This is a genomic window from Roseobacter cerasinus (genome assembly GCF_009811755.1).
Classification (GTDB): Bacteria; Pseudomonadota; Alphaproteobacteria; order Rhodobacterales; family Rhodobacteraceae; genus Roseobacter; species Roseobacter cerasinus.
On record NZ_BLIV01000009.1, the window covers coordinates 124,236 to 143,318 of the forward strand.

Consider the following 19,083-nt stretch of genomic DNA (forward strand, 5'->3'; position numbering starts at 1 on the left):
CTCATTGCCCTTTGAACTCCGCCGGGCGTTTTTCCAGAAACGCGCGGACACCCTCGGCGTAGTCCGCACTTTCACCACAGAGTTTCATGTAGTCGGCCTCAAGCTCCAATTGGTCTTCAAGCGTGTTTGTCGCGGCAGATTGAATGGCCGCCTTTGTTTTTGCCAAACCCAATGTTGGCCCTGACGCGAGAGAAGCCGTCAAGGCGCGCGCCTCGGGCATCAGTTCGTCATCCGGAAAACTCTGCCAGATCAGCCCCCAATCGACCGCTTGTCTGGCAGACAAGGGTTGCGCAGTGAAAGCCAGGCCTTTTGCACGGGCCTCTCCCAGCAGACGCGGCAAATGAAAACTGCCGCCCGTATCGGGGATCAGCCCGACCTTCGAAAAAGACTGAATGAACTTCGCGCTTTCTCCCGCCAGCACCATATCGCAGGCAAGTGCGACGTTCGCGCCTGCCCCCGCTGCAACGCCGTTGACGGCGCAGACAACCGGGAATGGCAGGGATCGGATGAGCTTTACCAAAGGCGCATAACAGTCGCGCACAGTTTTCCCCAGATCGGGTGGACCGTCCATCTTTGATGGATCGCGATCCCCCAAATCCTGCCCGGCACAAAACCCGCGCCCTGCCCCCGTCAGGAGCACCGCACGCTTGGATGTATCGCGCGCTTCTTCAAGCGCTGCGCGCAGTTCTCCATGCATCCCGTCATTGAAGCTGTTGAGACGATTCGGCCGGTTCAGCGTAATTTGTCTCCAGCTATCAATGTCTTCGACCAGTATTGTTTGGGTCATATGCGTGCTCTTTCGTGCTCAATTCCAAATAGTTCTTGCATAAACCGACCGGACGGTCAATTTATAAACCGATAAATGATTCGAGCGCAATGAGCCATCGCCATGTCCGTCGTTACGGTTGAAATTGAAAACCAGGTTGCTGTTGTCACGATCGACAACCCTCCTGTGAATGCGACATCCACCGCTGTGCGTCAGGGCCTTTTGGATGCCGTTGCTGATGTGCAAGGTTCCCGTTTGGCGATCTTGAAATGCACCGGACGCACGTTTGTTGCAGGCGGCGACATGAGCGAATTCGACCGCCCGACAGAAGAGCCGCATCTGCCTGACGTCATTCAGGCGATTGAAGACAGCGAGACACCTTTTCTGGCGGTCCTTCACGGCACTGTTCTGGGCGGAGGGCTTGAACTTGCGATGGCTTGCGCGTTTCGGATCGCTGCGCCGGGCACACGGTTTGGATTGCCCGAAGTGAACATGGGGCTCATCCCCGGTGCCGGTGGAACGCAGCGCGCGCCGCGCTTGTTTGGGTGGGATGCGGCCGTTGACATGGCTTGTTCGGCGAAAATGCTGGATGCTGAAACCGCGCTTTCACTTGGTGCGATTGACGCGATTTCTGATAATGCCCTCAGCTTGGCTCTTACTTGGGATCAATCACGGCCTTTGCCCGTATCACAACGGGCGGCCCCTGCAGTTGAAGCAGAATGGCTCCAGGAAAAGCGAAACAAGTTGGTCACTCGAGCCAGGGGCCAAAAGGCGCCCGTTCTGAATTTTGATGCACTTCGATGGGCGCTTAAACCGTTTGCCGAAAGCCAGCCACGCGAGCGAGAATTGCATCTTGACCTGCGCCAATCGGATGAAAGCAAAGCCTTACGCCACGCCTTTTTCGCCGAACGCCAGGTCGCAAAACCCAAGGCAATTGAAGGCGGGACAGCAACCGATATTGCGCATGTCGCGGTCGTCGGCGGCGGGCTGATGGGCGCTGGTATTGCGACCAACCTCCTCTTCTCTGGTTGCAGCGTATGCCTCATCGAACAAAGCCAAGAAGCCGCCTTGGCCGGTCAGGAGCGCGTCAGATCCCTTCTGGACGGTGCACATAGACGGGGTAAAATCAGCACTGAAAAGCTAGCGACAGCATGTTCGAAACTGACGTCCACGGCGACCTATTCTGACGCCGCCAATGTCGAACTGGTCATCGAAGCCGTCTTCGAGGATTTGAGCGTCAAGCAGCAAGTCTTCGAAGAACTTGCAGCGGTCGTAGACGATACGGCTTTGCTCGCGACCAACACGTCATATCTGGATCCACGTGACATCTTTGAGGGGATTGCAAACCCAGACCGACTGATTGGCCTGCACTTCTTCTCGCCGGCACATATCATGAAACTGTTGGAAGTTGTCCGGCTGCCAAACACCTCGGTTGACACGCTGGCAACGGCCTTCGCATTGGCCAAGCGTTTGAAGAAAGTCGCGGTGCTGTCTGACATTTGCGACGGTTTCATCGGCAATCGCATGCTCGCAGCATATCGCCGAGAGGCTGAGTATTTGCTCGCAGATGGCGCCACGCCCGCGCAGATTGACACAGCGATGCGCGCCTTTGGCATGGCGATGGGGCCGTTTGAGGCTCAAGACATGTCTGGTCTGCAGATCGCTGAAGCAAATCGGCGCCGTCAGGACTCAACACGCGGCGTCAACGAGCGATACATCACAATTTCGGACCGACTTTGCGCCAAAGGTCGCTATGGCCAACGATCCGGCAAAGGCTGGTACGACTATCCCGACGGCCCTAAATCCAAAACGGAATCGCAGGCCGTTCTGGACATAATTGCAGCCTATGCTCGCGATCAGGGTATCTCGCGCCGCGCGTTCTCGACGCAGGACATTCAAACCCAACTGCTCGCTGTTCTGGCGAACGAAGGCGCCAAAATCGTTGAGGACGGCATCGCCGAAAACGACGCGGCGGTCGATATGGTCAAGATACATGGCTACGGCTTCCCGCGCTGGACAGGCGGGCCGATGCACCATGCAGCCCGAACAGGAACGCAAAAGATCGCCGACACATTAAGAGGCGTGTCGGATCGCAGCCCGGGCTCCTGGAAAATCGCAAAACGGTATCAAACCTAGCAACCAACTATTGGGAGGAACTTCATGAAACATCTTTTTAAGTCCGCAAGCATTGCTTTGGCCCTTTCGGCGGGCGCAGCTTTTGCCGAAGCCGAACATACGCTCGTCATCTCAAGCTGGGCACCGCCAACGCATGGCATCAATGCACAGATGTGGCCGACATTTGTCGATATGATCGAAGACGCAACCGACGGCAAAGTCACAGCCGAATTGAAACTGGGCATCGCACCTCCGCCTGCGCAAATGGACATCGTACAGGATGGTGCTGCGGATGTGTCGATCATCTTCCACGGCTACCAGCCCGGGCGTTTCGTCACCACAAAGCTGATCGAACTGCCTGGCTATGAAGGTACGGCAGAAGAGGCTTCGGTCGCGTATTGGCGTGTGTACGAATCTCACCTCAAAGCCGCTGATGAGCATCGTGGCGTCAAAGTCATTGCGATGCACACACACGGGCCTGCGCAACTTCACACCTCGAACGAGATCACATCGCTTGCGGATGTGTCCGGCCTTAAGGTGCGCATCCCAGGCGGCGTCGGCGGTGATGTTGGCACCGCACTTGGTGCGACCGGCATTCAGGTCCCTGCCCCGAAAGTGTACGAAACGCTGGCGTCAAACGCTGCGGACGGTGTCGTGATGCCGCTGGAATCCCGCAAGGGGTTCAAACTCACCGAAGTTGCGCAAAACGTTTACGAATTGCCCGGCGGTCTGTACCGCGGCTCCTTCGCCTTCATCATGAACGAAGACGCCTTTGCCGATCTGCCGGAAGTGTATCAGGCGGCTTTGGAAGAAAAGGTCTTCGGCGAACCACTCAGCCGGGCACTTGGTGCCATCTGGGATGACATTGACGCCGCAGGCCGCGAAGCCACCGAAAGCGCCGAAGGGAACGCCATTGTACCTGCATCAGCTGACGACGTCGCCGCGTTCCAAAAGCTGTCCGAGGGCATCATCGCCAACGTTCTGCAAGAAGTTGACGGCGAGGGTGTCGATGCGAACGCCGCTTACGCGCAGGTCAAAACTGAACTGGCTGGCCAATAAACGCTATGGCTGCGGGTGGCCTCCACCCGCAGCCTTTCCCGATTTTGATTGGACCCTGAGATGCTGCGCATTCTTCTACATATCCCTGTTGTGACAGCAGCAGCTGCCTTGTTTTTGCTGATGGTCATGACCTTCTCGGACGTGATGCTGCGTTCGATGGCAAATGCCCCGATCGAGCAGGCAACGGAACTGACCCGCATCTTCATGGCAATCATCGTCTTTTCCGTCATGCCAATCGTATCCACAAGCGGCGCGCATATCGCGGTCGATCTGACAGATGGTTTGTTTGAGAGAGCCGCGCTTACCCGCTTGCGCGATGGCCTCTTGTTTCTGATTTGCGGAGCGTTGCTCTTCTGGCCCCTGCAACGCGTCTGGGTTCTGGCCGAGCGCGCACGCGATTTTGGCGATGTCACCGAATACCTTTCTATCCCGCAATTTCTCGTTGGCTGGTTCATTGCCGGATCACTCGCCATCACAATGATCGCGATGATTGGCGTTGGTCTGACCCTCCTCGTCCGAGGAGGGAAATCATGACCGCTGCACTGATCGGTTTTGCCCTGGTCCTTGTTCTGGTGCTGTGCCGGATGCCCATCGTGTTTGCCATGGGCCTCGTCGGAACGCTCGGCTTCGCTTTTGAGCGCGGCGGCAGCGCCTTTGACGCGCGTGGCCTCAAGGCAGCCATGTCCATGGTGGGCCGTCAGGTCACCGATACCGCACAAGACTATGGTCTCTCGGTCATCCCGCTTTTCATTCTCATGGGTTTGTTCGTGAACAAAGGCGGCATGGCCCGAGAGCTATACGCCGTCTCGAACGCCTTCCTCGGCCATATGCGCGGTGGATTATCGATGGCAACCGTCTTGGCGTGTGGCGGGTTTTCTGCCATCTGCGGGTCGTCATTGGCCACCGCCGCCACCATGTCAAAAGTCGCGATGCCCGAAATGCGGCGCTATGGCTATTCGGACCAACTGTCGACCGCCTCCATCGCTGCAGGTGGAACGCTGGGCATTTTGATCCCACCATCGGTCATCCTTGTGATCTATGGGCTGCTCACCGAAACCTCGATCGGCAAACTGTTCATGGCCGGCATCATTCCGGGGCTGATCGGCATCCTGCTCTACCTTGCTGCCGCCCGCTGGACGGTTTGGCGCACGCCCGAGGCCGGCCCGGCGGGCGACCGTGTTGACTGGCCTGCCCGCAGACAGGCTTTGCGCGATGTTTGGGCGGTGCTGGTGCTGTTTTTCCTGGTCATCGGCGGCCTCTACGGCGTCTTCGATGTTGCCCCCCTGAACCTGACCTTTTCACCCACCGAAGCGGCAGGCATGGGGGCCATGGGAGCCTTCCTGATCGCACTTGCGCGAGGTGGCTTGAATTGGACCGGGCTTCTGGAAGTGCTGAAGGAAACAAGTTTCACCACAGCAGGCCTTTTCGCTGTTCTGATTGGTGCGCAGATCTTTTCCAACTTCGTCAATCTTGCAGGTCTGCCAGATGCGCTGATCGGGTTGGTGACAGCCTATTCGCTGTCGCCGATGACTGTGTTGATGCTCATCCTCGTGATATACATCATTCTGGGCTGCGTCTTCGAAAGCTTGTCGATGCTGCTTCTGACCGTGCCGATCTTCTTCCCGCTCGTCACCTCGCTTGGCTTCGATCCCATCTGGTTTGGTATTGTGGTGGTCGTCGTCGTCGAAATCTCGCTGATCACCCCGCCTGTCGGGCTGAATGTGTTCATCCTGAAAGGTGTGGTCGGCGATGTCACCACCGGCACCATTTTCAAGGGAGTCACACCATTCTGGATTGCAGACCTCCTGCGCCTTGCCCTGATCGTCGCCTTGCCCGCGCTTGTCCTTTTCCTTCCCAATCACATGGGCGGCCTTGGCCATTGACGCCCCGCGCCCTCAACACCGGAGACACCCATGACACTTCACCAAGTCAATAGTTTCGCTGCAGGCGAATGGATCAGCCCCGGTTCTGGTGCACGACCAATCGAAAGCGCTGTGACAGGAGACATCATCGCCGAGGCAGGCAACAACGCACTCGACGTCCAAGCCATGCTGAACCACGCCCGTGCCAAAGGTGGCCCTGCCTTGCGCGCCATGACATTCCACGACCGCGCGCGGATGCTCAAGGCTCTTGCCCTCAAGCTGGGTGAACACAAAAAAGTGCTTTATGATTTGTCCTTTTCTACGGGCGCCACGCAAGCCGACAACCTGATCGACATTGATGGCGGTATCGGCACGATGTTCGTCTTCGCCTCCAAAGGTCGCCGGGAAATGCCCGACGCGCATGTCTACCTGGACGGGGAAATCGAGCAGCTCTCACGAAACGGTACCTTCCTGGGCCAACACATCTGCACCTCGCTCCAAGGGGTTGCCGTGCATATCAACGCGTTCAACTTCCCGGTCTGGGGCATGTTGGAGAAACTGGCGCCTACACTGCTTGCCGGTGTCCCGGCGATTGTGAAGCCTGCAACAGCAACATCCTATGTAACCGAAGCCGCTGTACGCATCATGCTCGACAGCGGCCTCTTGCCAGAAGGTGCCCTGCAACTTGTATCCGGCGGTTTGGGTGACATGCTGGACCGGCTCACACTGCAGGACGTGGTGAGCTTTACAGGGTCGGCGCAAACCGCGCTCAAACTGCGCTCAAACCCGCATATGCTCGAAAACTCCATCCGCTTTGTGGCGGAACAGGACAGTCTCAACGCATCCGTCCTTGGCCCGGATGCGGACCCCGGCACGCCCGAATTCGAGCTGTTCGTGAAAGAAGTGCAGCGCGAAATGACCACGAAAGCGGGTCAGAAGTGTACCGCCATCCGGCGCATCTTCGCGCCTGAAAACCACGTCGAAGCCGTGATCGAAGCACTCTCTGCACGGCTCGCCAAAAATGTCATTGGTGATCCCCAACTCGAAGGCACACGTATGGGCGCGCTTGTCTCGAATGGTCAGAAACGGGACGTACTCGAGAAGGCTGAAATTCTAAGTGCCGAAGCTGAACGCGTCATCGGCAACCCCGACAATTTTGATGTTCTTGGCGCAGATCCCGAAAAGGGCGCGTTCTTGCCGCCAATGCTCTATCACTGCGCCTCACCAGACGCAGCCATGCGCGTCCACGATACCGAAGCGTTCGGCCCGGTGTCGACCATCATGGGTTACAAGGATGCCGACCACGCGATTTCATTGGTCAACCGCGGCGAAGGCTCACTGGTGGCGTCGGTCATCACCCATGACCCGAACGTGGCACGCGAAATGGCGCTTGGCTCGGCGGCGTTCCATGGTCGGCTCTACTTCAACAACCGCGACAGTATGAAGGAAAGCACCGGACACGGTTCCCCCTTACCCCACATGGTCCATGGCGGCCCGGGTCGCGCAGGCGGTGGCGAAGAACTGGGCGGTGTGCGCGGTGTCATGCACTATATGCAACGCACGGCCATTCAAGGCAGCCCTGACATCCTGACCGCCATAAGCCAAAAATGGGTGCCGGGTGCAGCCGAGATCAAAGGCCCGGCTCACCCTTTCACCCGCACGTTCCACGACCTTCAACTGGGTGAAACGCTCTATTCGGATCTGCGCGAGATCACGTTGGCGGACATTGAAACCTTCGCCAATTTCACGGGCGACACATTTTATGCCCATATGGATCAAGCGGCGGCCGAACGGAATCCGTTCTTTCCGGGTCGGGTCGCGCATGGCTATCTGCTGATCAGTTTCGCCGCCGGGATGTTCGTTGAACCCAATGAAGGCCCCGTACTGGCCAATACTGGCCTCGACAACCTACGCTTTATGAAGCCCGTGGAACCCGGTGAAAGCATCAGAGTGCGCCTCACAGTCAAGAAAAAAACCCGGCGAAATGATGACTACGGCGAAGTGCGCTGGCACGTCACCCTCACCAACAAAGATGAGGACCTGGTGGCCGAATACGACCTACTGACAATGAATGCCTACTGACATGACATTGGCACCCCATGCGCATGAGCTATAAGCTCATGCGCATGGAACGACTTGACTTCAAAGAACTGGCTGTACGCCTGAACAATGGCCAATCGCCGCGCGTTTGGTCGCTTCTCGTTACGGTCTTTGGTGAGCTGGCGCAGGACAAAGCCGCACAGCTCAGCGGCGAGACACTGCGACAATTCATGGAAATCGTCGGCATCAAACCCGAGGCGACCCGTGTCGCCCTGCACAGGCTGCGGAAAGATGGTTGGCTGAACAGTCAGAAGGACGGTCGCAGAAGTAACTACTTCCTGACAAGCAAGGGTCGTGAGGAAAGTATCAAGGCGTCGCCTCGGATCTATTCGGAAACAGCCCTTGCAGACAAAGCTTGGCTGGTCATGCAAAACGTCGGCGAGCCGGTTGGTGCGCAAAAGGAGCCAGGGGTCTGGATCACAGGGCACATGCGCCTCACGGGAGTACAGCCTGACGAGCAGGACGCGTTCGTCATTGAATTGGGTCAGACAAACGAGCTACCCGATTGGATGCGTGGACGGCTCTGCGACGCGAGCTTGCTGGAGCAATCCCGGGCATTGGCCGACACGCTGAAGGACCTCGACGATTGGTTGGCGCAGGAGCCACAGCTCGACGAATTTCCCCGCGAAGTTTTGCGGGTGTTGGTCGTACACAGTTGGAGACGGATTGCGCTCAAAGCCCCACGTTTGCCCGACGACCTATTTCTCAAACCATGGGCCGGACCGGACTGTCGTCGCCTTGTATCTCAGATCAGAAAACGCCTGTCCTCGGCTCAGGCCTCATAGCCAAGGGATAACGCGTGCCGCGAGGGCGATGGCTGAGAGGAGGATCTTGGAGCAGCGGTCATAGCGGGTTGCCACGCGTCGCCAATCCTTCAGCCGGGCGAACATAATCTCAATGCGGTTGCGCCTTTTGTAGAGCCGCTTGTCCATTGCCCGGCAGTGGATTGAAGCAGGACGCGATCTATCTCGAGGAGATCAATGGCAGATTCCAGGCCAGATGTGTCATCAAGCGCTGGATGACCGTCTACAACAGCAAACGAACACATTCCGCGCTTGATCGGCTCACGCCGGACGACGCACGTTGGACAGGCCCGGAAGACCTGAAAGCAGCATGAAACCCAAACCCCATACACCTTAGCCAAGCCGCAAAACTGTCCAAAAACGTGGGGCCACTTCATATTGCGGAACAGATCGACATAGAAAGCATTCTGGCGAGCGGTGCCGCCGCGCGACAGCGCTGGAACCAAGGCTTGGCCAATGCCGTTGGCAAGACGTCGGGGAGATTGGGGCGCTATCGCAAAATTGTGAGATGAAGAATGTTCCAATGTTTGCCAAGTGTCGTTTTTTTGGTCACTTTGCGGTCATGGAGTTCGTAGACGTCAGTCACAATAGTTTTCTCGTTGTCATGTCGTGTCTGGTTGCACTGGTCGCGGGCTTTACGGGTCTGTCTTTGACACGTGACCTCGGTTCGAAACCTGACTTCGAGAAAAAGGCGTTGATCGCTTTGGCCGCAATCGCCCTTGGTGGCGGGATATGGGCAATGCACTTTGTGGCAATGCTAGGGCTGCAAATGCCGATCTTGTTTTACTACGATGCCGCGATCACGCTGATCTCGGCACTGACGGCGATCCTGATTGTCGGTGCCGCGCTCATTATTCTGCACTTCACTGTCCGTAACCGTTTCACGGTGTCCTTGGCTGGAGGGACCATTGGTGTAGGTATTCTCGCCATGCACTACATCGGAATGGCCGGGCTGGAATTATGTCGCGCAGTCTACACGCCCGTTGGCGTCGTTGTATCGTCGCTTGCGGCAATTATGCTATGCATTCTTGCCTTTGGCATTGCCTATGGACAAAGAACCAACCGCAATATCTTCCTCGCCACTCTGTGCTTCGCAATCGCGGTGACGAGCGTACATTTTCTTGCCATGGCCGGGACCAAATTTGTGGCAGTTTCGGATGGCGGCGAGTTTGGCCCCTTGATGAGCAACGAAACGCTCGCCCTGGGTGTCATCTTTTTCAGCTTCGTCATGTTTGGGGCCTGCCTTTGGGTCGGTGTGACGTATCTTCCCCGGCCAGCGCAGAACGAGCGGCCCAGTGAGGTCAAAGACACGCCTGATCAGGAACTTCCGCCTCTGCAAATCCCTTGTGAGCGGGATGGCGGCAAAGTGTTCGTATCCGCCAAGGACGTGGTCTTTGTCCGCGCCGACGCGCATTACACCCAAGTGTATACTGAAGGCGAACGGCTGTTTTGCGTTTGGTCCGTGACCGAGGCCACAAAGCGACTTGTTCCGCTAGGTTTCCTCCAAACACATCGAAGCTATTTGATGAACCCGTCACACGTTGTCCGTTTTGAACGGACGAAAGACAGCGGACGATGTTTGTTCGAAAACGCTGAAACTCCCCCGGTGCCTGTCAGCCGCTCCAAGCTCAAGGCAATACAGGATGCGCTGGCGTCGCAGATCGGCGCAGTTCGTGCCACCTGAAGCGCATTTCGTGCAAAATACCCGTTTTTCATTGATTTTCTGAAGCTTCGGCAAACGGGTGTATGCATCCCTCTCCCCCAGCAAGTTGAATCGCTTTGAGGGAGGAGAGCCGATGATACCAGCGGCATTCGAATATTACAGACCCAAGGATATGGCAGGTGTTCTGTCCATCTTGGAAGAACATGGTGACGACGCCCGCGTCATGGCCGGCGGTCACAGCCTGATACCCATGATGAAGCTGCGCATGGCGGATGTCCCTCACCTGATCGATCTTCAGGATGTGGGCGGCATGTCTGATGTCTCCATTGGCAGCGACAGCATCCGCATCGGCGCCCTGGTGACGCAACACGACATCATTGACAATGACGCGCTTGCTGCAGCAGCTCCAATCCTTCGCGAAGCGGCGCTGCAAATCGCCGATCCGCAGGTGCGCTATATGGGCACGGTCGGCGGAAACGTCGCCAATGGCGACCCCGGTAACGACATGCCCGGCTTGATGCAGTGTTTGGGCGCGACCTTCACCGTTGTCGGCGCTGACGGCGAAAGAGACATTCCAGCGCGCGACTTCTACGAAGCTGCATACATGACGGCGCGCGAGGATGACGAAGTCTTGACAGCCGTGACCATCCCGATGCCACATGGCGGCTATGCCTACGAGAAGCAAAAGCGCAAGATTGGCGATTACGCAACTGCGGCGGCAGCTGCTCAGATCGTAAAAGGCGGCACGACATGTGCCTCAGCCTCCATCGCAATGACAAATCTCAGCGACACGCCCGTCTTCTCGGAAGCTGCGGGTGCGGCATTGGTCGGCACGTCAGTCGATGATGCAGCGATCAAAGCCGCCATCGCCGCCATGTTGGGCGATATCGACCCAACCGAAGACAACCGCGGCCCGGTTGCTTTCAAAAAACATGTTGCGGGCGTGATCCTGCGCCGCGCGATCGAACGCGCGTGGTCGAGGGCCTGAGAGAGGAACATCAGATGTCGAACAAGAAGCACTACAAGATCACGGTCAACGGCAAAGACGAGGAGTTCCTCGCCGAGCCCCGCGAACTGCTGATCTACACGCTGCGCGAGCGGCTCAACATCACCGGACCTCACATTGGCTGCGAGACGTCCCATTGTGGCGCCTGCACCGTCACGATTGACGGTAAGTCGGTCAAGGCCTGCACAATGTTTGTCGCGCAGGCCGATGGCAAGGACATCACCACCATCGAGGGGATCGGCGGGCCGGACGATCTGCATCCCTTGCAGAACGCGTTCAAAGAGCATCACGGGTTGCAATGCGGTTACTGCACACCTGGCATGATCACCCGTGCAACAAAGTTGCTGGAAGAGAACCCAAACCCCACTGAAGAAGACATTCGCTTTGGCATGGCTGGCAATATCTGCCGCTGCACGGGATATCAGAACATTGTGAAATCCATTCAGGCCGCTGCGGCTGAGATGAATGCAGCCCAGTCCTCAAGTAGCGAAGTGGTAGGACATAAAAGCGTGGAGGCGGCAGAATGAAAGACGACGTGACAAGCCGCGAAGAGCGGATCGAAAATCTCAAAGGCATGGGCTGCTCGCGCAAGCGGGTCGAGGATGCGCGCTTTACACAAGGCAAGGGAAATTACGTCGATGACGTAAAGCTTGACGGAATGCTGTTTGGTGATTTCGTCCGATCCCCCTATGCGCACGCGCGGATCAAGAACATTGAGACCGCGGCTGCCTTGGAGGTGCCCGGCGTTCTGGCCGTGTTGACAGCGGCTGATCTGGAACCCTTGGGTCTGCACTGGATGCCGACACTGGCGGGCGACAAGCAGATGGTGCTCGCAGATGGGAAGGTCTTGTTCCAAGGGCAGGAAGTGGCGTTTGTGGTGGCCGAGGACCGCTATGCCGCTGCCGATGGTATCGAAGCCGTCGAGGTTGAATACGAAGAGCTTGAGGTTCTGGTCGACCCGTTCAAGGCACTGGCCTCTGATGTGGTCTTGCGCGAGGATACCGTCGATGAGACAGGCAAACCCACCGATGGGGCGCACGGTCCCCGCAAGCACCCCAACCACATCTTTACGTGGGAAGCAGGCGACAAGGGTCCGACTTTTGAGGTGATCGACGCCGCCGAAGTGGTCGCGGAAGAGACCATGTACTACCACCGCACTCACCCGTGCCCGCTGGAAACCTGCGGCTGTGTGGCGTCGATGGATAAGGTCAACGGTAAGCTGACGCTTTGGGGCACGTTTCAGGCGCCGCACGCCATTCGGACGATTGTTTCGCTGATTTCGGGTCTGGAAGAACACAACATCCGTGTGATCTCCCCCGACATCGGCGGCGGCTTCGGCAACAAGGTGGGCGCCTATCCGGGCTATGTCTGCTCGGTTGTGGCGTCGATCGTAACCGGCAAACCGGTTAAGTGGATCGAAGACCGGATGGACAATCTGATGACCACCGCCTTCGCCCGTGACTATTGGATGAAGGGCCGGATCAGTGCCACCAAAGAGGGTAAGATCACCGGTCTTCACTGTCACGTCACGGCGGACCACGGTGGCTTTGACGCCTGTGCCGATCCAACGAAGTTCCCAGCCGGGTTCATGAACATCTGCACGGGTTCTTATGACATCCCGACGGCGTTTCTTGAGGTTGATGGTGTCTATACCAACAAGGCCCCGGGTGGTGTCAGCTATCGGTGTTCGTTCCGGGTGACCGAAGCGGTGTATTTCATTGAACGCATGATCGAGGTTCTGGCGATCAAGCTGAACATGGACGCCGCCGAGCTGCGCCGGATCAACTTCATCAGGAAAGAGCAATTTCCATATACTGCCGCATTGGGCTGGGAATATGACAGCGGCGACTACCACACCGCCTGGGATAAAGCGCTGAAGACGGTCGACTACGACGGCTTGCGCGCCGAGCAGGCGCAACGGGTTGAAGACTTCAAAGCGGGCAAAACACGCAAGCTGATGGGCATCGGTCTGAGTTTCTTTACAGAGATTGTCGGCGCTGGCCCCGTCAAGAACTGTGATATTCTTGGGCTAGGCATGTTTGACAGCTGCGAAATTCGCATCCACCCGACAGGGTCAGCGATTGCGCGGCTGGGTACGATCTCGCAAGGACAAGGTCACGCGACAACCTTCGCGCAAATCCTCGCCTCCGAGATTGGCTTGCCCGCAGATAGCATCACCATTGAAGAGGGTGACACCGATACAGCTCCGTATGGTCTGGGAACGTATGGGTCTCGGTCCACCCCGGTGGCGGGGGCCGCGACCGCGATGGCTGGGCGTAAAATCCGCGCCAAAGCACAGATGATCGCGGCCTACTTGCTCGAAGTCCATGACGATGACGTGGAATTCGATGTGGACCGGTTCGTGGTCAAGGGCGCACCTGAGCGGTTCAAGACCATGAAGGAAATCGCTTTCGCGTCCTACAATCAGGCGATCCCGGGGATCGAGCCAGGTCTGGAGGCGGTCAGCTACTACGATCCGCCGAACATGACCTACCCCTTCGGCGCCTATGTCTGCGTCATGGACATCGACGTGGATACCGGCGTGACCGACATTCGCCGTTTTTATGCGCTTGATGACTGTGGCACGCGCATCAATCCGATGGTCATCGAAGGTCAGGTCCATGGCGGCTTGACCGAAGCGCTTGCCGTCGCCTTGGGGCAGGAGATTGCCTATGACGACATGGGCAACGTGAAAACGGGGACCTTGATGGACTTCTTCCTGCCGACGGCATGGGAGGTTCCCAACTATGAAACCGACTTCACCGTGACCCCATCCCCGCATCACCCGATTGGGGCGAAGGGCGTGGGCGAAAGCCCGCATGTCGGTGGTGTGCCGTGTTTTTCCAACGCTGTGCAGGATGCGTTCCGGGCCTTTGGCAACACGCACACCAACATGCCGCATGACCACTGGCGGATTTGGAAAACCGCCAATGAGCTGGGCCTGCACGGGTAGACCAAACACTTGGGGCGCGCGCACTGCTCTGCGCGCGCCCCAATAGCGGAGCGTTTCATGACCTGGACCAATCTTCAAACTGCGCTGGCAGCGCATGACTATGTTGCATCCAACGATTTGGCTGTGGCGTTGCATCTTGCGCTGACATTGGAACGCCCCGTGCTGCTGGAAGGGGCCGCGGGTGTGGGCAAGACCGACGTCGCCCGCACGCTGAGTCTGGCGCAGGACACACAGCTGATCCGGCTGCAATGCTATGAAGGGCTGGACGCTTCGCAGGCAATCTACGAATGGAACTACCAACGTCAGCTTCTGACCATCAGGTCAGCGGCAGAAGATGGGGAAACCGGACAGTCAGTCGAAGACCGGATCTTTTCGCGCGACTTCCTGCTGGAACGTCCTTTGTTGGCCGCGATTACCCAAGACAAACCACCGGTTCTTTTGATTGACGAGATCGACCGTGCGGATGAGGAATTTGAGGCCTATCTGCTGGAGGTACTGTCGGACTATCAGGTCTCTGTGCCGGAATTGGGCACGATCACAGCCACAAGCAAACCGATCGTAGTTCTAACATCCAATGGTACACGCGACCTGTCAGACGCGCTGCGCCGCCGGTGTCTCTATACCTATGTTGACTATCCCGACCGGGGGACCGAACTGGCCATCCTCAAAGCCCGCTGCCCTGACGTCGAAGCGCGGCTTGCTGAACAGATCATAGGATTTGTGCAAAAGCTGCGCGAGGAAGAATTGGAAAAGACCCCCGGCATTGCCGAAATGCTGGATTTCGCGGGGGCTCTCATGGGCCTTGGCATCGCCGATCTGACGGACAGCCCGGCTGTCTTGCACTCTACCCTGACCACCTTGTTGAAAACTCAAAGCGATCAGGCGCAGGTCACGCCCGAGGTTGCCGCGCGCATTGCAGGGAAGGCCGCATGAGCCGGGTCACTCGCTTTGCCGCCCGTGACCCCGGGCCTGCCGCGCGCGTCGCGGGGTTTATCGCGCATCTGCGTGAAAACGGGTTGCGTCTTGGTGTGGCTGAGGCGGACTTGAGCCTGACCGCACTGGCGCATGTCAACGCTGCACAGCCCGAGGAATGCCGTCAGGTTCTGCGCGCCGTGTGCACCGGCTGCAAGGACGAGGCAGAGCGGTTCGACGCCTTGTTTGACAGTTTCTGGATGGACGCAGGTCGCGTCAAACAGCGCATCATTCCCAAAACGCAAGCGACACTCACCGACGATGTGCACAGCTCTCGCGATGGAACGGGGCAGGATGCAAACGCCAGTGGAACCTCAACAACCCCTGACGCGGGCGAAGGTGATGCCGACAGTGACGGCACAGGCAAACTGATCGCGACCGAGCAACGCAATCTCAGCCGGCGCGACCTGCGGGATCTCGTTCGCGCAGAAGAGATCGCAGAGGCGGAGACGGTCGCGCACCGGATTGGTGCTGCGCTGCGTGATAAACGCGCGCGCCGCCGGATTGCCGCCCGCAAAGGTGATCGCTTGCACTTCCGCAAGACAATCCGCCGCAGCCTGTCCACCGGGGGTGAACCCCTACGCCTCTTGCGCAAGCGCCGACCTGACCGCACCCGCAAGATCGTGGCGCTTTGCGATGTCTCAGGTTCGATGAGTGTCTATGCGCAGGTGTTCCTCGCATTCCTAGCGGGACTGATGCGTGCGGACAAAGACGCCGATGCGTATCTCTTCCACACACGCCTAGTGCGGATCACCGAAGCGCTGCGCGACAAGGATGCGATGCGGGCCATCGGACGCATGTCCTTGATGGCAGATGGGTTTGGGGGTGGGTCCAAGATTGGGCCGTCATTGCAACGATTTGCCGACACTTACGCCAAACGGTTTGTGGATGGGCGTAGTGTTGTCCTGATCTTGTCTGACGGCTGCGATACAGAACCGCCCCAACATCTGGGGGCAGCACTTGCCAAGCTCAAAAAGCGTGGTTGCAAGATCATCTGGCTTAACCCTCTGAAAGGGTGGCGAGGCTACGCGCCTGTGGTGGGTGGGATGGTTTCCGCCTTGCCCCACCTCGATTTGTTCAAAGCGGCCAATACACTGGACGATCTGGCAGCGCTGGAAACCGAATTGGTATCGTTGTGAGCCCGGCCGAGATCCTTGATGCCGATCTGGCCGATGCAGCACAGGAGTTGCGCGCACGGCAGGTGCCTTTTGCCTTTGCAACCATCGTACGGACGGCGGGCGCGACGGCGGCGAAGCCGGGCGCCAAGGCGTTGCTCAGTGCCGACGGAACCATTGTGCATGGCTGGCTCGGCGGGGGATGTACGCGTGGCGCGGTGAAACGCGCGGCGGTAGAGGCTTTGCGCAGCGGCGCGCCACAACTCATCTCGGTCGCCCCCGAAGAACTGCTGGAGGAAAAAGGTGTCACCCCCGGCGAGACCGTTGATGGCACATATTTTGCCCGCAATGGCTGTCCTTCGCGCGGCACTGTCGATATCTTTATCGAGCCTTGCCTGCCCATGCCCGAGCTTGTGGTCATGGGAACATCCCCCGTTGCACAAGCGCTCAGCACGCTTGCCCCGCAGTTCCATTGGTCAGTCTCATCTGCGGTTGCCTCCAAAGACGATGGCGCGCAGCAGAAACACATTGTCATCGCCACGCAGGGACAGGGCGATCTTGGTGCCTTAAAGGCCGCCCTGTCCGTCGAGGCGGACTATATCGCCTTTGTCGGCAGTGCCCGGAAATTTGCGGCACTGGCAGAAAAGCTTCATGGCGAAGGCTTCGGACCAGAAAAAACCAAGACCGTAAGTGCGCCGGCAGGACTGGATCTGGGGGCCGTAACTCCAGAAGAAATCGCACTTTCGATCCTGGCAGAACTGTTGCGCGTGCGCCGTGCAGGAACGGCGGTACAGCATGCATAAGGTCTCCGCAATTCTTTTGGCGGCTGGTTTGTCCCGCCGCATGGGCACGAAAAACAAACTGCTGATGCCTATCGCGGGAAGGCCCATGGTGCGTCATGTGGCGGAGACTTATATCTCCGTTCTGCAAACGCCACTGACCGTTGTCACTGGCCATGAGGCGGACAAGATATGCGCCGCGCTTGCCGGGTTGCCGATTGTCTTTGCCAACAATGATAGTTTCGCTGCCGGCCAGCCTGGATCAGTTGCGGCAGGTCTTGGGGTCGCCACTGACGCTGATCTGTTGCTGATCGGTTTGGCAGACCAACCGCGCCTCACCCCCCGCGATTTGATGCAACTGGTGCACATGCATCATACCAGCGACCCCAAGAAGATCACTGTTCCAAAGCTTGGTACGCAGCGCGGCAATCCTATCGTTGTGCCGCGCTGTCTTCGCCCACGGCTGACGGAGAACCCCGACCGCCCGGGCTGCATGCGCTTTACCCGCGAACACCCGGGCCTTGTTCAATTCGCACCGCTTTCCGCGGAAGGCTTTTATGCGGACGTGGACACTCCTGACCAATACGCAGCGCTGACACGCGAGGAAGCCGAGACCACAGAATGACGCGATTTTTCCAAAGACTGAAGGCGGCTTTCAAAAGACTAAAGATGACGCCTGAGCAAGCCGACAATATCCGATTTCCCTGTTGCTAAAAAAAGGACGCCCAACACATGGAACTAAGTGACGAAATCATCATCAATGCCCCGAAAGACCAAGTCTATGCGGCTTTGAATAGTCCCGAGGTGCTGAAACAGTGCATTCCTGGATGCGAAGAGCTGATCAAACACTCCGATACCGAGTTGGAAGCCAAGGTCGTTTTGAAAGTGGGCCCGGTTAAGGCACGGTTTGGTGGCGATGTTGTTTTGGATCAAAGCGGCGCACCGGATGCGTTTTCGCTGACCGGTCAGGGCAATGGCGGCGCGGCCGGCCACGCAAAAGGCGGCGCGGATGTGACGCTGACTGCAGAGGGCGACACGACAATTCTACGGTATGAAGCCAAGGCGGACGTCGGCGGAAAGTTGGCGCAGTTGGGCAGCAGGTTGATCCAAAGTACGGCGAAAAAGCTGGCCGCGAAGTTCTTCAAGTCCTTTGCAGATGTCGTCGATGAAAACATTGCAGTCTAAGGCAGGCCCCTAGGCAGAACATGCGGGCGCGCGCGAAGTTGGTTCGCTCACGATCTTAATACATGGTGGGTTACCTGTCCAACCGCCCTGTTGCACGAAGCGGATGAGGTGTTCGCTGCGTGAATTGAAAGTACCATACAGGATCCGTCACTATGAAGCCAAGGTTGCTGAGTTGGAACGTGAGAAGCTGCTTTGTCTCGAAAAACTGGACGCGCAGGCCGAGCCGAAGGGGAGTTTCGAGGAAATACTAGAACCAGTGCTGATGTTTCTCGCAAACCCCTGGAAAATCTCGGAAAGTGGTAACACCCATGCCCGCAGACTGGTGCTTAAACTGGCCTTTGAAGACCGTCTCTCATACTGCCGAAAAGAGGGTGCTAGAACCTCGTAATTATCTTCTTTCAAGGCTTTAGGTGGCGTTTCGGGCCCAAGACTCTCTTTGGTGCGCTTGCAGGGAGAAAGCTCGAACACCTTTTTCGAGACATTAGCAGATTGGGAAGAACAACTCAAAGCCTTTGAATTTCACATAAATTCCGGAGGTGGGACCAAATCTGACACAGCACTTCCAGCGCCTGAGACCAAACAGGTGTTCGTTGAGGCCTTCCTCGCGCATCCGCCCGTTGAAGCTCTCGACTAGACCGTTTTGCATGGGTTTGCCTGGTGCGATGTAGTGCCAATCGACTTTGCGCTCCTCTTGCCACCTGAGCA

General features: G+C 57.7%; 17 protein-coding genes and 3 pseudogenes. 17 read left to right on the plus strand and 3 right to left on the minus strand.

The window, feature by feature from the left end:
* Position 1: 1 nt before the first annotated feature.
* Positions 2-787 (minus strand): 2-(1,2-epoxy-1,2-dihydrophenyl)acetyl-CoA isomerase PaaG, encoded by a 786-nt coding sequence (paaG, locus tag So717_RS19465; protein WP_159980414.1) that lies wholly within the window; start codon positions 785-787, stop codon positions 2-4.
* 102 nt (positions 788-889) lie between these two features.
* On the opposite strand from paaG, the pseudogene So717_RS22445 reads away from it, so the two are divergent.
* The 7 genes and pseudogenes from So717_RS22445 to So717_RS19495 form a co-directional block, all read left to right on the plus strand.
* Positions 890-1,348, plus strand: a pseudogene (locus So717_RS22445) (enoyl-CoA hydratase/isomerase family protein); the annotation flags it as partial.
* Complete coding sequence (locus So717_RS19470) at positions 1,349-2,902, plus strand: 3-hydroxyacyl-CoA dehydrogenase family protein (RefSeq protein ID WP_238841106.1); 1,554 nt, start codon at positions 1,349-1,351, stop codon at positions 2,900-2,902.
* A 24-nt stretch (positions 2,903-2,926) separates the two neighbouring features.
* Positions 2,927-3,940, plus strand: coding sequence for a TRAP transporter substrate-binding protein (locus So717_RS19475; RefSeq protein ID WP_159980418.1), 1,014 nt, complete (start codon positions 2,927-2,929; stop codon positions 3,938-3,940).
* 60 nt (positions 3,941-4,000) lie between these two features.
* Positions 4,001-4,474 (plus strand): TRAP transporter small permease, encoded by a 474-nt coding sequence (locus So717_RS19480; protein WP_159980420.1) that lies wholly within the window; start codon positions 4,001-4,003, stop codon positions 4,472-4,474.
* Entirely contained in the window at positions 4,471-5,823 is a 1,353-nt protein-coding gene (locus tag So717_RS19485; RefSeq protein WP_159980422.1) for a TRAP transporter large permease, read from the plus strand. Before So717_RS19480 ends, So717_RS19485 begins: the two co-directional genes overlap by 4 nt.
* Positions 5,824-5,853: 30 nt before the next feature.
* Entirely contained in the window at positions 5,854-7,884 is a 2,031-nt protein-coding gene (gene paaZ / locus So717_RS19490; protein ID WP_159980424.1) for a phenylacetic acid degradation bifunctional protein PaaZ, read from the plus strand.
* A gap of 23 nt (positions 7,885-7,907) precedes the next feature.
* Positions 7,908-8,687: a PaaX family transcriptional regulator C-terminal domain-containing protein gene (locus So717_RS19495; RefSeq protein ID WP_159980426.1), complete on the plus strand. Its 780-nt coding sequence runs from the start codon at positions 7,908-7,910 to the stop codon at positions 8,685-8,687.
* Here the strand turns inward: So717_RS19495 and So717_RS19500 are convergent.
* Positions 8,682-8,831, minus strand: a pseudogene (locus So717_RS19500) (transposase); the annotation flags it as partial. The gene So717_RS19495 and the pseudogene So717_RS19500 overlap by 6 nt on opposite strands.
* A 17-nt stretch (positions 8,832-8,848) precedes the next feature.
* On the opposite strand from So717_RS19500, the gene So717_RS19505 reads away from it, so the two are divergent.
* The 10 genes from So717_RS19505 to So717_RS19550 all read left to right on the plus strand — a co-directional run bounded on the left by So717_RS19505 (position 8,849) and on the right by So717_RS19550 (position 18,378).
* Positions 8,849-9,019: an integrase core domain-containing protein gene (locus tag So717_RS19505; protein ID WP_159980428.1), complete on the plus strand. Its 171-nt coding sequence runs from the start codon at positions 8,849-8,851 to the stop codon at positions 9,017-9,019.
* Positions 9,020-9,267: 248 nt separating this feature from the next.
* Positions 9,268-10,389: an MHYT domain-containing protein gene (locus tag So717_RS19510; RefSeq protein ID WP_159980468.1), complete on the plus strand. Its 1,122-nt coding sequence runs from the start codon at positions 9,268-9,270 to the stop codon at positions 10,387-10,389.
* A 112-nt stretch (positions 10,390-10,501) separates the two neighbouring features.
* Positions 10,502-11,356, plus strand: a complete 855-nt coding sequence (locus So717_RS19515) for an FAD binding domain-containing protein (RefSeq protein WP_159980430.1) — start codon at positions 10,502-10,504, stop codon at positions 11,354-11,356.
* 14 nt (positions 11,357-11,370) lie between these two features.
* Positions 11,371-11,901: a (2Fe-2S)-binding protein gene (locus So717_RS19520; protein WP_159980432.1), complete on the plus strand. Its 531-nt coding sequence runs from the start codon at positions 11,371-11,373 to the stop codon at positions 11,899-11,901.
* The gene (locus So717_RS19525) at positions 11,898-14,327 is read left to right on the plus strand and encodes an aerobic carbon-monoxide dehydrogenase large subunit (protein WP_159980434.1); all 2,430 of its coding nucleotides are present in this window, start codon (positions 11,898-11,900) and stop codon (positions 14,325-14,327) included. Before So717_RS19520 ends, So717_RS19525 begins: the two co-directional genes overlap by 4 nt.
* A gap of 57 nt (positions 14,328-14,384) precedes the next feature.
* Positions 14,385-15,260, plus strand: a complete 876-nt coding sequence (locus So717_RS19530; RefSeq protein ID WP_159980436.1) for an AAA family ATPase — start codon at positions 14,385-14,387, stop codon at positions 15,258-15,260.
* On the plus strand, positions 15,257-16,438 hold the full coding sequence (locus tag So717_RS19535) for a vWA domain-containing protein (protein WP_159980438.1): 1,182 nt from the start codon (positions 15,257-15,259) through the stop codon (positions 16,436-16,438). The genes So717_RS19530 and So717_RS19535 overlap by 4 nt, the downstream gene beginning before the upstream one ends.
* A complete protein-coding gene (locus tag So717_RS19540; protein ID WP_159980440.1) occupies positions 16,435-17,217 on the plus strand; it encodes an XdhC family protein in 783 nt (260 codons plus the stop codon). The genes So717_RS19535 and So717_RS19540 overlap by 4 nt, the downstream gene beginning before the upstream one ends.
* Positions 17,210-17,818, plus strand: coding sequence for a nucleotidyltransferase family protein (locus So717_RS19545; protein WP_159980442.1), 609 nt, complete (start codon positions 17,210-17,212; stop codon positions 17,816-17,818). The genes So717_RS19540 and So717_RS19545 overlap by 8 nt, the downstream gene beginning before the upstream one ends.
* 107 nt (positions 17,819-17,925) lie before the next feature.
* A complete protein-coding gene (locus tag So717_RS19550) occupies positions 17,926-18,378 on the plus strand; it encodes an SRPBCC family protein (RefSeq protein ID WP_159980444.1) in 453 nt (150 codons plus the stop codon).
* Between the two features lie 577 nt (positions 18,379-18,955).
* Here the strand turns inward: So717_RS19550 and So717_RS19555 are convergent.
* A pseudogene (locus tag So717_RS19555) lies at positions 18,956-19,083 on the minus strand (integrase core domain-containing protein); the annotation flags it as partial.